The sequence below is a fragment of the Lysinibacillus sp. FN11 genome, assembly GCF_024628845.1.
Taxonomy (GTDB): domain Bacteria; phylum Bacillota; class Bacilli; order Bacillales_A; family Planococcaceae; genus Lysinibacillus; species Lysinibacillus capsici.
This window is the reverse complement of the sequence record NZ_CP102383.1, coordinates 156,147-171,073: the sequence shown is the minus strand read 5'-3', so window position 1 is coordinate 171,073 and position 14,927 is coordinate 156,147. Positions and strand designations below refer to the sequence as shown.

The 14,927-nt window shown below is 38.6% G+C and carries 12 protein-coding genes; 1 reads left to right on the top strand and 11 read right to left on the bottom strand.

All coding sequences use genetic code 11. The annotated features are described in order from the left end of the window. Window positions 1-75: 75 nt before the first annotated feature. The 5 genes from NP781_RS00745 to NP781_RS00725 all read right to left on the bottom strand — a co-directional run bounded on the left by NP781_RS00745 (window position 76) and on the right by NP781_RS00725 (window position 4,480). Complete coding sequence (locus NP781_RS00745) at window positions 76-297, bottom strand: DUF2198 family protein (RefSeq protein WP_004227503.1); 222 nt, start codon at window positions 295-297, stop codon at window positions 76-78. Next, a complete protein-coding gene (locus tag NP781_RS00740; RefSeq protein WP_257521199.1) occupies window positions 297-1,478 on the bottom strand; it encodes a PDZ domain-containing protein in 1,182 nt (393 codons plus the stop codon). Before NP781_RS00740 ends, NP781_RS00745 begins: the two co-directional genes overlap by 1 nt. A 122-nt stretch (window positions 1,479-1,600) precedes the next feature. Continuing rightward, window positions 1,601-3,043: a S41 family peptidase gene (locus tag NP781_RS00735; protein WP_257521198.1), complete on the bottom strand. Its 1,443-nt coding sequence runs from the start codon at window positions 3,041-3,043 to the stop codon at window positions 1,601-1,603. Between the two features lie 220 nt (window positions 3,044-3,263). After that, window positions 3,264-3,851, bottom strand: a complete 588-nt coding sequence (locus tag NP781_RS00730) for a redoxin domain-containing protein (RefSeq protein WP_009374154.1) — start codon at window positions 3,849-3,851, stop codon at window positions 3,264-3,266. Continuing rightward, a complete protein-coding gene (locus tag NP781_RS00725) occupies window positions 3,848-4,480 on the bottom strand; it encodes a hypothetical protein (RefSeq protein WP_257521197.1) in 633 nt (210 codons plus the stop codon). The genes NP781_RS00730 and NP781_RS00725 overlap by 4 nt, the downstream gene beginning before the upstream one ends. A gap of 496 nt (window positions 4,481-4,976) precedes the next feature. Between NP781_RS00725 and NP781_RS00720 the strand changes: the two genes are divergently transcribed. After that, window positions 4,977-5,108, top strand: coding sequence for a hypothetical protein (locus NP781_RS00720; protein ID WP_257521196.1), 132 nt, complete (start codon window positions 4,977-4,979; stop codon window positions 5,106-5,108). Window positions 5,109-5,134: 26 nt separating this feature from the next. On the opposite strand, the gene NP781_RS00715 is transcribed toward NP781_RS00720, so the two are convergent. From NP781_RS00715 to uvrB, 6 genes are all read right to left on the bottom strand, one after another. Beyond that, window positions 5,135-6,442: a murein hydrolase activator EnvC family protein gene (locus NP781_RS00715; RefSeq protein ID WP_257521195.1), complete on the bottom strand. Its 1,308-nt coding sequence runs from the start codon at window positions 6,440-6,442 to the stop codon at window positions 5,135-5,137. Between the two features lie 53 nt (window positions 6,443-6,495). After that, window positions 6,496-7,380 carry a permease-like cell division protein FtsX gene (ftsX, locus tag NP781_RS00710; protein ID WP_004227513.1) on the bottom strand — a complete coding sequence of 295 codons (885 nt, stop codon included), beginning with the start codon at window positions 7,378-7,380 and terminating at the stop codon, window positions 6,496-6,498. Further along, entirely contained in the window at window positions 7,370-8,056 is a 687-nt protein-coding gene (ftsE, locus tag NP781_RS00705; RefSeq protein WP_016991524.1) for a cell division ATP-binding protein FtsE, read from the bottom strand. Before ftsE ends, ftsX begins: the two co-directional genes overlap by 11 nt. A 242-nt stretch (window positions 8,057-8,298) precedes the next feature. Continuing rightward, window positions 8,299-9,486, bottom strand: coding sequence for a DUF4097 family beta strand repeat-containing protein (locus NP781_RS00700; RefSeq protein WP_112117404.1), 1,188 nt, complete (start codon window positions 9,484-9,486; stop codon window positions 8,299-8,301). 283 nt (window positions 9,487-9,769) lie between these two features. Continuing rightward, window positions 9,770-12,637 carry an excinuclease ABC subunit UvrA gene (gene uvrA / locus NP781_RS00695; protein ID WP_112117403.1) on the bottom strand — a complete coding sequence of 956 codons (2,868 nt, stop codon included), beginning with the start codon at window positions 12,635-12,637 and terminating at the stop codon, window positions 9,770-9,772. 7 nt (window positions 12,638-12,644) lie between these two features. Then, complete coding sequence (gene uvrB, locus NP781_RS00690) at window positions 12,645-14,624, bottom strand: excinuclease ABC subunit UvrB (protein ID WP_221679470.1); 1,980 nt, start codon at window positions 14,622-14,624, stop codon at window positions 12,645-12,647. Between the last annotated feature and the right edge of the window lie 303 nt (window positions 14,625-14,927).

The window sequence follows — 14,927 nt, the reverse complement described above, 5'->3', positions numbered from 1 at the left end:
AAAATGCCCTATAAGATGACCTTTTTCAAGTGTCTATCTTATAGGGTACAGTTTATTGCCTGGACTGACCTTTCGTTATTTATTCATTTTACTTGCTAGCCAAAAGCCTACTGTTAATGAAAATGCATCAATGACGAAAATAATAGGTGGGGATGTATAGCCTGCATATACTGAGGCAGCAATAAGTGCAATGGCTAATAATAATGCAACATAGCGATTATAGGTAATTCTAGTGAATAGTAATACCAATAAAGCTGGTATGAATAATGCTAACATCATTTTCCCAAAAACGTCCATTATACTTCCCTCGGCTCAGCTAATAATAATCCAATGCGGTAATGATCATTGCTATAAATCACATGTTGCGTTAAACGTAATTCATTGTTTCGGTCTAAAACCTCGAGACGACAATGAGCTGCATTTAATTGCAGTGCTTCGTATAACTCATTTTCTGTAAAAATTGACACACCATTTACTTTGCGGATACATTCCCCTGCAAGTAAGCCCATTTTCTCAGCAGGTGAATCAGGAAGCACGGCTGCAATAATAGCACCCTTTGTACTCGGAGCAACTGCATAATGATCTGTTTTTTCCTGTTGTGCATAGTAGATAGTAATTATAATACGGATAATTACACCAACTGCAAGTGTAATGTATCCAATCAATGGCTCAAAATATGCAGCCAATCCTCCTATTAAAATAAGCTGTCCTAGTAAAAAAACAGGTCGGCCAATTTTTGGATACATGTAAGCTGGTAATTCCTTTCTTGTCAGTTTAGTAAAGCCAATGACAAGTGGAAATAACACAAGTGCAAAGCTACTATGACCTATCGTAAACTGTGGCCAATATGGGAATATAGCCGAAATCGAATCGCCAGGAATAACAAAGAAAATAGGTAATACCCATACATTTTTTGACCGATAGACAATTGCCTGCATACCCCGCTTCGTTTTCTCAATACAAGGTGTTGTAACCTTCATCGCCATACGTCGAATTAATAGCCCTTCTGCAATGACACAAAGGCCCGCAAGAATGGTAATTGTCACAATTGCACCACTCTCTAAATGGACATCCTCTACTGAAATTTTCCACCAGGAAAATGACCAATTGTAATAGGACATACCCCATATGGCAAGTGTGGCAATCCCCATTGTCAAAATAGGTGACATTGCATTCATGACAAATAAGATAAGTGCTACTATAGAAACTGCCGTTAAAATGATTAAAAATTCCTTTGGGACAGTTAGACCTGCTCCAATACTAATGACAGAAATAATTAGTGCATAGAGCCACCCATCTTTCCATTGTCCGATTAGCTCCGTCCAGCCCCAAATAATACGTCTATTAAAATATTTACGCTCCTGTTTTACTCGACGATAACCTAAAATAATAGCAAATATTATGACTATATACAGTAATGGGTTGAGTAAAAAGCGGCCAATCGCTGTTACAATTTCTATTAATATCTCACTAACCATACGAACACCCGCCATTTCTTTCTTGAATACTATGAATTTATTGTATCAAAGGACTACACGCTTGCGTAGTACAAACTCATAGAAAGCTTTGTATTATGGTATTTTTGTTCTGTCAGCAAGTTTTATTGGTCAATCGTATGCAGTAAAAAACTAGTGGCCATTTGGAATTGTTGGTCATTTTGACGATCGGCTTTAAAATCCTTTAACGTTTCGTTTAAACTATTAAAGAAAGTCGTATCCATATAAAATTCATCTTCTGCTAGCTTTAATTTTTTCTGTTTACGATAAAGATTAACTGCTTCTGCGGTCGTTTCATCCATATAGCCATCTAAACGATCGATTTGATAGCCTAGTTTCTGCAAGGCATTTTGTGAATAGGAAATCTCTTCACTCATATCACCCACTTTAAACTTACCTGTTAGTGGATGAAGTTGAAAAGCAAACAATTCATTTTGCTCGATCATTAAACTGGCTTCAATGCCCTGCCCATGAATCCATTCCCGTTTTGGTGTTAGCCATTTGTTGGTTGATAATTTAAGCTCCCCGCCATTGGAAAGCTCCCAAGATTCTTGTACAGTCCCTTTTCCAAAGCTCTTAACCCCAACAAGTGAAGCGCGTCCCCAGCCTTTTAAAGCACCGCTCAATACTTCACTTGCAGATGCACTACCTTGATTTTGCAAAACAACAATTGGAATTTTATTCATTGTTTCTATATATTTTTCATCAAAGCCTTTTGTTTGCGTTTTTAATGGTTCCATAGCACCTTCCGCATTTTGCATATATGCAAATACTTTGCCATTGTCCAATACTGTGCTCAGTAGCGTTGCGACGCTATGTAAATAACCACCTGGATTATCCCGTACATCGATCACAATTCCTTCCACATCTTTACGAAGTAATTTACTCGTTTCTGCCACCCATTCATTGGCGGTTTTTTCACCGAATAATGAGATCACTACATAGCCAATGGCTGTATCTTCTACCTTCACTACCTCACTAGTTACCGTTTTATTGGAAATTGCTGCACGCTCCATCGTCATTTTAATATGCTTATCTTCACTTGGACGATAGACAACAATGGTTACTTTCGTTCCCTTTTCTCCTTGAATTAAATGCATTAATTCACTCATCGTTTTCCCATCTATCCGTACCCCATCAACTTGTACAATTTCATCGAGTGAACGCATGCCTGCTTTCTCTGCTGGTGATGAGCGAACAGGTGACACGACGATAAACTTCCCTTTATTTTCTGTTAGTTCAATACCGATGCCTACTCGTTCCTCAGCTAGCATTTGCCGATGTTGCTCAGCCTCTTCCTTGGAGTAATACGTACTATAAGGATCTTTAATGGCATCAGCCATCCCACGAAGAGCCCCCTCCACCAATGCATCCTTTTTTGTACTGTATACTGATTTTTCTTCAATGATTGTCATAGCCTCACCAATAGTATCAACCTCCGTAACAGGCTCCTTTTTATCGCCAATATTAAACCAATCAAAGTAAATACCACTGCCTACCACCAAACTACTAAGTAGGACTCCGACACCGGCTGTTAATTTGCGCAAATCTTCCCTCCTCCGTCTCTTTTACTGTATGACTCTATTTTTTCAAACATACAAAATTACCTTTCAAATTTGTTAAGAGAGAATATTTCACTTTACACATGCATGTTGGTTGTTGATTCTAGGGAATGTACCTTGGTTCCGCGAGTATTCATCCTGGCTTCATGAAAAATAAAAAAATCTGCTCGTTTCCACTATAGAAAACGAGCAGATTTTTTATGAATCAATCTAGTGCATCTACATAATCATTTAACATATCCACGTCCATCGGTCCTCTGATGGCGCGTTGAATAAGGCCCTTGGAATCAATAAAATAGGTGGTTGGAATCGTAATGACTTGATAATTCAAGCCAGCTTCATTGTCAGGGTCCAATAAAATAGGGAACGTTAGCTCAAAGCTATCTCTAAATGTCATCACTGTGTCCACTTTGGCATCAGCGGTCACATCACGTTCGGCTTCTGTTAAATTGACCGCTATAATTTCAACGTTTTTCTCTTCTGCGTACTCATCATAGAAGCTTTGCATATGCGGCATTTCCGCCTTACAAGGTGGGCACCATGTCGCCCAGAAATTTAAAACGACTTTTTTTCCACGAAGATCGCTTAACGTGATATCTTCCCCGTCTAAGCTTGTTAAGGTGAAATCAGGCGGTATATCGCCTTTGCTTAAGCCGGTTTCTAGCTCCTCCATATCCTTACCTAGGGCCGATTTATCAATAGCACGTTCTTCGTCAATTTGTTGTTTTACATATGTACCAATCATCGCAACCACTAATAGCACAACGATCAGCAGCCCAATATTTTTTTTCATTCCTTACCTCCCACATAGATTCGTTCATGCCGAATAGTTAAGCCCAAACAAAGTAGTATTACACTAACACCCACAGCTGTTTGCCCTATACCAAGCGGCTGTAAGATAGCCACTATCAAATAGCTAATTGTATAGAGTATGAGAGCTTGTTTCCCCGCTACTAATCTCCATAATATGACGAGCGTGACTACACTTAGCACAGCTAATGTTATAACTTCACTCGATATGTTGTTGTCATTAAGTAGCACAGCAAGCATTTGATAAATGGATTGCGTTAGAATAATAGCCCAGCTACCAGCTATCATCTCTTTTTCCTCAAGCTGTAGACTCTGTCGCTTTCTCCATATTTGCAAGGATGCTACGATGACACCGAGAAGAACACCCATTGTTCCGCCATTAAAATAAAGCAATGTAATTGGATTGTTTACTACCGTTTTGAAATCTGTCACAAGCAAACTTAACTTCCAAACAATAATAAAGGTGAAAATGGCATCACTATATAGCTCAGACCACTTTTTAGAAAATTGTAAGCGCAAGATAAGCCACACAATAAAAAAAGTAATAAGTAAAGCGACTGCAGTAGCTGGTAAAGTTAACGTCCGTATCGAGTACCACTCTGTATTTATCAAGTCAACGAATCCTCCTCCGAAAGCATAGCATAGAACCTTTTTAAAAAAAGACTATTTCACACTGTTTTAAGAAAATCTTCAGAAATAACAACATTAAAAATACCCCACTACGTATATATTCATCATAACATTATTTAGAATCTTATAATAGCGATGAAACTTTCAGTGGAATATTTCGCAAAATGAGAAAAGGGGAGGAGTTATACTTTCAAAGCGACTTATACTATGGATTGTTGCTATTTGTCTTAGTATTAGTGTTCTGATGCTGTACCCAGAGTATCGAACAAAGAATTTACTACAAGATTTTTTACCTAATAAAGATCTTCTAGAAATAATAAATAAGATAACCGTTTAGGAAGTTGACAATGGTACCAATAAAAGCTTTGCCATTATCAATCGTGACGATCCTCGATTAGAGGATATGCGTTTAGCCTTAAGTACTTGGGAAGTAAAAAGAACCTTATTAAATAACAAACAAGCTGATGTTGTCTATTAATTGGACATTACTTACTATGACCATACATTAAAAATATTGTTCTTCAATAATGGCTTATTGGCTGTAGATGGGCAAACCTATAAACTGATGAATGGTGAAACATTCGATGAAATATTAAAAGCTATACACTAGAAAACACTAGTGTATAGCTTTTATGTTTACAATGGAATATATTTCAGTGGATTTACACTGCCGACTGCTTGTCCTTTCCAAGGACCAATATGCACTTCAAAGTGTAAGTGTGGGCCAGTAGAGCGACCTGTACTACCCATCGCTGCTATTTGCTGACCTTGTGTTACTTCTTGTCCTACACTAACATTAAATGCACTTAAATGTGCATAAACGGTTGTATAAATTTGTCCATCGATTGAGTGCGTCACAATGACAACATTACCATACGAACTAAGTGGTGCTGCGTAAGAAACTACGCCATCTGCTGCTGCCCATATTGGTGTTCCTGTTGCATTTGCAAGATCGACACCATAATGGAATTCAGGTCCTGCTCCAAGATTTCGCCAACCATATGGTGATGTTAAGCGACCATTCGTTGGTTTAATCCATGTTCCGTTTGATTGAGGCGCATGAACTGTACCACCAGATGATCCGCCACCATTGTTAGCAGCAGCTGCTGCTGCGGCCGCAGCGGCTGCTTTACGTTTCGCCTCTTGCTGACGCGCAATTTCAGCCAAACGATTTTGTTCAGCAATAATTTGATCTTGCAATTCCTGACTTACTTCCAAAGCCTCCGAGTATTCTTTCTCAAGTAATACCTTTTCGGATTTCAGCTTTTCTTGCTCTTTCTCTAATTGGTCGACTAGTTTATTTTTCTCAGTTTTTTGACTGTCTAAGGATGCTTTTAATCGTTCAAGCTCAGCTTTTTTATCTTCAAGGTTTTTACGTTTCTCTTCTACACTTTGCTTTTGCTCTTCTAATTTTTGTTTATCATCATTTTGATCTTGAATAATTTGACGATCCGCTTCCAATAATGCATTAACTGCAGAGAAACGATCAATAAAGTCTACAAAACTATTAGAGCCTAGCAATACATCTAAATAACTTACAGAGCCCCCAGCTTGAATGGCACGTGCACGTTCTTGTAACAATAAATCACGCTCTTCAATTTTATGCAAAAGCTCTTCAATAGAAGCTTCTAACTTTTTAATTTCCTCATTTGTTACCCGAATATCTGCTTGTACTTTTTTAATATTACTATTAGTTTTGTCGATTTCAGCGTTCAATGCTTGAATTTGATCTAAGATTTGTTGTTGCTTTTCTTGATTAGCTGTAATTGCATTTGATTTATTGCTGATAGATGAATTTAACTGATTCTTCTTTGTTTCAACTTGTTTCTTTTCTTCTTTTAAATCCGATAAACTTGTTGCATATGCTGATGGAGTTTGGATAAAAAGAATTAGAGCAGATGCTGCTGCAAGTGTTTTTAATGTGTTTTTCGCCTTACTTTTCACCGATTGAACTCCCCTTCGACTATTCTTTTCTTTTTCACAAATATCTGTTGTGACTAAATTTTTAAAAACTTACGTACTGACATGAAACTTCCCCAAATACCGATCAGTACACCAATGAGTAACAGAAGACCGCTTACTTGATACACAAGTGGCGAAAAATCTAGTAATTGAACAAGCTCTCCTTGTAAACGTGGTGCAATAATTTTATATATATTGTGGTAAAGGGTTGTGACAACCGCAATCGGAATAATTGAACCTAAAATTCCGAGCCACATACCTTCTAATAAGAATGGGATACGCACGAATGAATTTGTAGCCCCTACAAGTTTCATAATTTCTATTTCATCACGACGAGCTATAATCGTTATACGAATTGTATTCGAAATTAAGAAAATTGCCGTAAATAATAACCCTAAAATAAGTACGATTCCTACATTACGACTAATATTTAAGAAGTTAAATAGTTTTTCAACTTTTCCTTCGCCATACATTACATCATATGTATACTCATATTTATCAATGGTTTTCGCAACTTTGGCTGTTTGCTGTGGATCAGCGGCTTTTACATAAATAACGTTACGTAAAGGGTTACTTTGTTCAAATAGTTTAAAATCATCACCGAAGTCTTTTACTAGCTTGGTTAACTCATCTTCCTTAGTGGAATATGTCATCTCGGAGACACCAGGCAATTTTTTGACTTTTTCGATGAGTGCTTTTTCCGCAGCTTCATCTGCTGTCTCATCAATTAGCACTTTAATTTCGACATCGTTTTCTAAATCCGTTGCTACTTTATTTAAATTCATCATAATAAGCGCAAAAACACCTACTAGAATAAGCGTAACGGTAACGGCACTGACAGAGGCAATGGTCATCCAGCTATTTCGACCAAGTGATTTGATACTTTCCCGGAAGTGGCGCTTTACTGTACTAAATTTCATAGCCGTATTCACCTCCGTGTTCATCACGGACAATTAAGCCGCCTTCAATGGCAATAACACGACGACGAATCGTATTTACAATTTCACGGTTGTGGGTCGCCATTACAATCGTTGTCCCACGTGCATTAATTTCCTCAAATAAATTCATAATTTCCCATGATGTTTCAGGGTCAAGGTTCCCTGTAGGTTCATCTGCAATCACCACTTTTGGAACATTGACGATTGAACGAGCAATCGATACACGTTGCTGCTCTCCGCCTGAAAGTTCATTTGGAAACATTCTTGCTTTATGCTTCAATCCAACTAGTTCTAGCACTTCCATAACCCGACGTCGGATTTCATCTGGCTTTTCCTCTATTACTTCAAGCGCAAACGCTACATTCTCATAGACATTTAAACGAGGTAGCAATTTGAAATCTTGGAAAACTACACCAAGTTGACGGCGCAAAAAAGGAACCTTCTTATTCTTTAAAGTTGCTAAATCAATACCATTTACAATTATTTGCCCTGATGTTGCTTTTTCTTCACGGTACATCAATTTAATAAATGTGGATTTCCCTGCCCCACTTGGGCCAACTACATACACAAATTCGCCTTGTTTTATATTAACGGAAATACCATTTGTCGCAACAACACCGTTTGGGTATTTCTTTGTCACATTTTTCATTTCTATCATGATTAAACCACCTAAAACTCTCATCTATGTAAGAGGTATTTCTTTTACTATTATAGCACTCTATTTCTGTTTTTTTATTACAGTTTCATTTCAATCCGTGGCAGTTCCTTCTATTTCATTCTTTCCTTGCCATTATCCTTAAAAATATGACAAAAATAAAAACAAGATTCGCCTCTATGTGCTAGGTCGAATCCTGTTTGAAAAGAAAAAGCATTCAAGCTTTACCTTGAATGCTCCTACTGTTAAATTTGTTGTTCATCTGTTGTTGTGTAGCGTACTAAAACAGCACCAGTTTTCGATTCACCTTCGATAAATAGGCGATTCGCATTTTCAACTTCTTTGTCGAAACGGACTACTTTGGATAAGAATTGATCTTGTGACTCCATTTTAGAAACATCCTGGATACCCACATCCACTTTACCGAAATTCGTAACGACTTTACCGCTCAATGAAATTGTTCGTGGGACATACAATTCCACTGCTCCAGCAACTGTTTGAGCTTTAATTTTAGAAGAATTTGTCGAGCATGTTGTTACGACTACATGTCCATTGACAGACTTAGCTTCAACTTCATCCAATGCGCCATCCAAATAAACACGCCCATTCAATGTTTCAGCCTCTAAATCCTTACCTCGAACATTCGTTAATTCAATGGAACCATTAGAAGAATCCACTTCAGCTTTTCCAAAATTAAACTTCGTACCTTTAATGGCACCGTTTAACGTTTTCACTTTTAATTCTTCAAATTCTGTATCCTGTAATGAAACACTACCATTCATTAGACGAACAGATAATTTTTCAAGTTTATCCTTTGGTACTAGCACCTTCACATTGACTTGAACAAGCTTTAATTGGCTCAAAATACGAAGTGATTGCTCTTCCTCTTTCACAACAAATTGCTCTAAGAAGTGATTACGAGTTTCTTCTTCACTTTCGTTCATCAAAGGTGCCTTTACCTTGCAAATCACCTGAATAGTTTCTCCTTCACTGGATTCCAATGAGAAGTTACCATTAGGTAATTCAACGATAATATTGTCTACATTGGCAGCAGCCACTTCTTCTGTATGGGTAAATTCAATTTTATCTCCAAATGGAGAAGCTACATCAAATTCCTTTACCTTTTTAACAGCCGTATTCATCATATCCATAAAAAGAGAACCGATTTGCGTTAAATCCTTACGAAAATCTTGCATTTCATCTTGGAAGTATTTCATAAAATCATCTTTTTTCTTGTCACCATCTTTTGATTTTTCTTCAAATAATGGCTCTTTTTCACTCGAAAAGGATTGCGTCTCTTTCGACACATCATTCATAACATGTTGAGTAGACTTGCCAGGTTGCTCTAATGCTTCTAATAATGTAATCGCCTCTTGTGCCGAAATTGTTCCTTTTTCTACAAGTTCTAAAATTCGTTGACGTTCATTTTGCATAAATAAATAGCCTCCCTCAGTTCGTTATACTATTTATACGATTCATCATGTGAAAAGTTTCACTGCAAAATTGAATAAATTGGGTCTTTTCATTTCAACATCGTCAGGCTTTTACCTATGAAGATTTTATTGCTCGTTTTTTAGATTAGTTGGATCACTTTTGACCTCTGTTTTAGTGGGTTCTTCACATTTCGAATCATTTTCAATCTGGATTGAGCGACTTTCCCCAATTTAAGATCACCTTTCAATCCAGATTAATCATTTCCGTTCGAATGTAAAACCCTTAAGACTTAGTAGCTTCTGCTAGCAATGCATCCATTCTCATACGATCACGTTCCAGAATTGGTTTTAAGTATTTGCCTGTATAGGAGCCTGCTACTTCTACTACCTCTTCAGGTGTACCAGTTGCAACAATCGTACCACCTTTGTCTCCGCCTTCTGGACCTAAGTCAATGATATAATCAGCTGTTTTAATCACATCCAAGTTATGCTCAATAACTAATACCGAATCACCGTTTTCAACAAGACGCTGTAAAACGACAAGTAAACGAGCAATATCATCGGCATGTAATCCTGTCGTTGGTTCATCTAAAATATAGAAGGATTTCCCTGTTGAGCGTCGATGTAATTCAGAGGCTAGTTTTACACGCTGCGCCTCACCACCCGATAAGGTTGTGGCTGGTTGCCCTAATTTCATATAGCCCAACCCCACATCAACAATCGTTTGTAGCTTACGCTGGATTTTTGGAATATTTTCAAAGAACACTACTGCATTTTCAATTGTCATATCGAGAATATCTGCAATACTCTTATCTTTATACTTCACTTCAAGTGTTTCACGGTTATACCGTTTGCCGTGACATACTTCACATGGTACATAAACATCTGGAAGGAAATGCATTTCAATTTTAATAATGCCGTCACCACGACATGCTTCACAGCGACCGCCCTTGACATTAAAGCTAAAGCGTCCTTTTTTATAGCCTCGTACCTTTGCTTCATTTGTTGCTGCGAAAACATCGCGAATATCATCAAAAACACCTGTATAAGTTGCTGGGTTTGAACGAGGTGTACGCCCAATTGGCGATTGATCAATATCGATTACTTTTTCAAGCTCATCGATACCTGTCACTTCTTTATGCTCGCCAGGCTTAACCTTTGAACGATTCAGCTTCTGTGCCAAAGATTTATATAAAATTTCATTTATCAGTGTAGATTTCCCTGAACCAGACACACCTGTCACTGCTACAAATAAGCCTAATGGAACATCTACTTTAACATTGCGTAAATTATTTTCCTTGGCACCTTTAATGGAGAGCTTTCGGCCATTTGGTTGGCGTCTTTCAATTGGTAAAGGAATAAACTTTCTACCACTTAAATATTGTCCAGTTAAGGATTTTTCATTATTCATAACTTCCTGTGGTGTACCTGCTGCCACAATTTGACCGCCATGGACGCCTGCTCCAGGTCCTACATCGATGAGATAATCTGCAGCAAGCATCGTATCTTCATCATGCTCTACCACAATCAGCGTATTTCCAATGTCACGCATATTTTGTAATGTGCTAATCAGTCGATCATTATCTCGCTGATGCAAACCAATCGAAGGCTCATCTAAAATATAGAGGACTCCCGTTAATCGTGAACCAATTTGTGTAGCAAGGCGAATACGTTGTGCCTCTCCACCAGATAATGTACCTGCTGCACGACTCAATGTTAAATAGTCTAAACCAACATTCACAAGGAAGCCCAATCGTTCTTCGATTTCTCTTAAAACTAATCGAGCAATTTGCATATCCTTTTCAGTGAGATCAAGCTCTTTAAAGAAAGTGTCTGCTTCCTGAATTGAATATTGTGTGACCTCACCGATATGTTTATCAGCTACTTTCACTGCTAGCGTCTCAGGCTTTAAACGATACCCTTTACATGAAGGGCAAGCCTGCTGTGCCATGTATTTTTCCATCTGCTCACGAACATAATCGGATGTCGTCTCTTTAAAACGACGCTCAACATTGCGCACCACCCCTTCAAATTCAATCATTTGATCTCGCACATTGCCAAACTCATTTTCATAATGGAAGTGTATCTTGTCTTTTCCAGAGCCATATAAAACTTTATCCATCTTTTCCTTTGGCAAATCCTTCACAGGCACGTCCATTGGAATATCGTAATGATCACATACAGCTTTTAGTAATTGTGGGTAGTACTGCGAACTTGTTGGTTCCCATGGTGCGATGGCATGCTCTAACAAGGAACGATCCCAATCAGGCACCACTAAATCTAAATCTACCTCTTGTGTTGAACCTAAGCCATCACAGCTTGGACAAGCACCAAACGGACTATTAAATGAAAACATACGAGGCTCTAACTCACCAATAGAAAAACCACATAATGGGCAGGCATGATGCTCACTAAATAGTAACTCTTCATGTTCCATCACATCGACAAGCACACGTCCATCTGCCAGTCGTAAAGCCGTTTCTAAAGAATCACTCAGACGAGCAGCAATCCCTTCCTTCATAACAACACGGTCCACTACTACTTCGATGGAATGCTTTTTATTTTTATCAAGTTCGATAGCATCATCTAAATCACGCAATTCCCCATCAATTCGTACACGAACAAACCCCTGCTTTTTTAAATCTTCTAGCAGTTTAACATGGGTACCCTTACGTCCAGAAACCATTGGAGCAAGGAGCTGCATCTTAGTTCTCTCAGGATAGGTTAATAAACGATCCACCATTTGCTCAATCGTTTGGGAAGTGATTTCTATACCATGATTTGGACAGATTGGTTTACCAATGCGGGCATAAAGTAAACGTAGATAATCATAAATTTCCGTTACCGTACCAACAGTAGATCGTGGGTTACGACTTGTCGTTTTTTGGTCAATGGAAATAGCAGGGGATAAACCTTCTATCGCATCGACATCTGGCTTATCCATTTGTCCAAGAAATTGACGGGCATACGCGGAAAGGGACTCAACGTAACGACGCTGGCCCTCCGCATAAATTGTGTCAAATGCTAGAGAAGACTTTCCAGAGCCCGATAATCCTGTTAAAACGACTAATTGGTCACGCGGAATTGTGACATTAATATTTTTTAAATTATGAGCACGTGCACCTTGCACGACGATTTCAGTATTTTTCACAAGTCATTCACCCTTCTACCTTCAATTCAAATATTGTATCTCGTAACTCAGCCGCACGTTCAAAATCAAGCGCTTTTGCTGCTTCCTTCATTTCGACTTCTAGAGAAGCAACAAGCTGTTCTCTTTCCGCCTTTGTCAGCTTTTTGCCTTTTGTTGCCTTTGTTACATAGGATTCCTCTTCTTCTGCTACTTGTGTTGCACGAATCACATCTGGGATTTTCTTAATGATCGTTTGAGGTGTTATACCATGCTCCTCGTTATAAGCCATTTGTAACGCACGACGACGTTTCGTTTCATCAATCGCCTTTTTCATCGAGTCTGTTACATGGTCTGCATACATAATGACATGACCATTCGCATTACGAGCAGCACGACCAATAGTTTGAATCAAAGAACGCTCTGAACGTAAAAATCCTTCTTTATCAGCATCTAGAATCGCCACAAGGGACACCTCAGGAATATCAAGACCTTCACGCAATAAATTAATACCAATTAGCACATCATACGTTCCTTTGCGTAGCTCACGGATAATTTCAATACGCTCTAGTGTCTTAATTTCTGAATGTAGGTATTCTACTTTTAAGCCCATTTCCTTCAAGTAGGCCGATAAATCCTCGGACATTTTCTTCGTTAGCGTTGTCACTAAAACTCGCTCATCACGCGCAATTCGATCTTGTATTTCATCGATTAAATTATCGATTTGCCCTTCAATAGGACGTACATCGATTAATGGATCTAATAATCCAGTTGGTCGGATAATTTGCTCTACCATTTCTGGTGTATGCTCCAACTCATAAGGACCTGGTGTGGCTGATACATAAATTGCTTGATGTATACGATTTTCATACTCTTCAAAACGTAATGGACGGTTATCTAGAGCAGATGGCAAGCGGAAGCCGTGTTCTACGAGCACACCTTTACGCGCTTGGTCACCATTGTACATCCCACGTACCTGTGGAAGTGTTACGTGACTTTCATCAACCACAAGTAAAAAATCTTCTGGGAAGTAGTCTAGTAACGTATATGGAGTAGCACCTGCTTCACGCAATGTTAAATGACGTGAATAGTTTTCAATCCCAGAGCAAAAGCCCATTTCACGCATCATCTCTAAGTCATAACGTGTACGTTGTTCTAAACGTTGTGCCTCTAGTAATTTATCTTCTGCACGTAATAATGCAAGTCGTTCCTCTAATTCTTTTTCAATATTTTCAATCGCTTTACGCAATTTCTCTTCTCGTGTAACGAAGTGGGATGCTGGGAAAATAGCAACATGCTCTCGATCCGATAAAATCTCTCCCGTTAGTGCATCTACCTCACGAATGCGATCGATTTCATCCCCAAAAAATTCCACACGAATACAATGCTCATCACGAGAGGCTGGGAAGATTTCCACAACATCTCCACGTACCCGAAATGTTCCGCGAGTAAAACTAACATCATTTCGCTCATACTGAACGTCCACAAGCTTGCGTAATAGCTGATTACGTTCAATTTCCATACCTGTACGAATGGAAACAACCATTTCTCGATATTCTTCGGGAGAACCTAAACCATAAATGCAGGACACAGATGCAATAATAATGACATCCTCACGCTCAAACAATGCAGAGGTAGCAGAGTGACGCAGCTTATCAATTTCATCGTTAATGCTAGAGTCTTTTTCTATATAGGTATCTGTCTGCGGTACATAAGCTTCTGGTTGGTAGTAATCATAGTAGCTGACAAAATATTCAACGGCGTTATTCGGGAAGAATTCTTTGAATTCACTATACAACTGGCCAGCTAGTGTTTTATTGTGTGCCATGATTAGTGTTGGTTTTTTGACTTGCTGGATGACATTCGAAATGGTAAACGTCTTACCTGTTCCAGTAGCACCAAGCAATGTTTGATGACGTTTGCCTGCTTTCACACCCTCCACTAATTCCGCAATGGCCTGTGGCTGATCCCCGTTAGGCTGATATGGCGCTTGTAAATCAAATGTTTGCACTCATGTCCCCGTCCTTTCCTTCCAATTTGTACATATATTTTAGCATAGCAATATTAAAATTTCGAACATTTAACGAACGAATGTTTGTAAAAATTTTTTTCATCTCTAAAATTTTTATTACATAACAATACGGTCAATTTAACTTGTTACTCTTATAATAGCCGTTTTATTAGGTTTTCAAGCTTCATCAATGGATGAGATTTCCTGTTTTGCTTTATGTGCAGCTCACACTCTCTCAGGAGCCGGGCTCTGTACTTTTGGAGCGGCTCTTCTCCTCTTATGAGCAGGGGCGCTTCCCTTTGG

Bases quoted from the DNA above. Each gene is read 5' to 3' on its own strand.
- NP781_RS00700 (WP_112117404.1), bottom strand. From the start codon at position 9,486: ATGCAAAATGAACGTCAACGAATTTTAGAACTTGTAGAAAAAGGAACA.
- ftsX (WP_004227513.1), bottom strand. From the start codon at position 7,380: ATGAAATTTAGTACAGTAAAGCGCCACTTCCGGGAAAGTATCAAATCA.
- NP781_RS00745 (WP_004227503.1), bottom strand. From the start codon at position 297: ATGGACGTTTTTGGGAAAATGATGTTAGCATTATTCATACCAGCTTTA.
- ftsE (WP_016991524.1), bottom strand. From the start codon at position 8,056: ATGATAGAAATGAAAAATGTGACAAAGAAATACCCAAACGGTGTTGTT.
- NP781_RS00730 (WP_009374154.1), bottom strand. From the start codon at position 3,851: ATGAAAAAAAATATTGGGCTGCTGATCGTTGTGCTATTAGTGGTTGCG.
- NP781_RS00740 (WP_257521199.1), bottom strand. From the start codon at position 1,478: ATGGTTAGTGAGATATTAATAGAAATTGTAACAGCGATTGGCCGCTTT.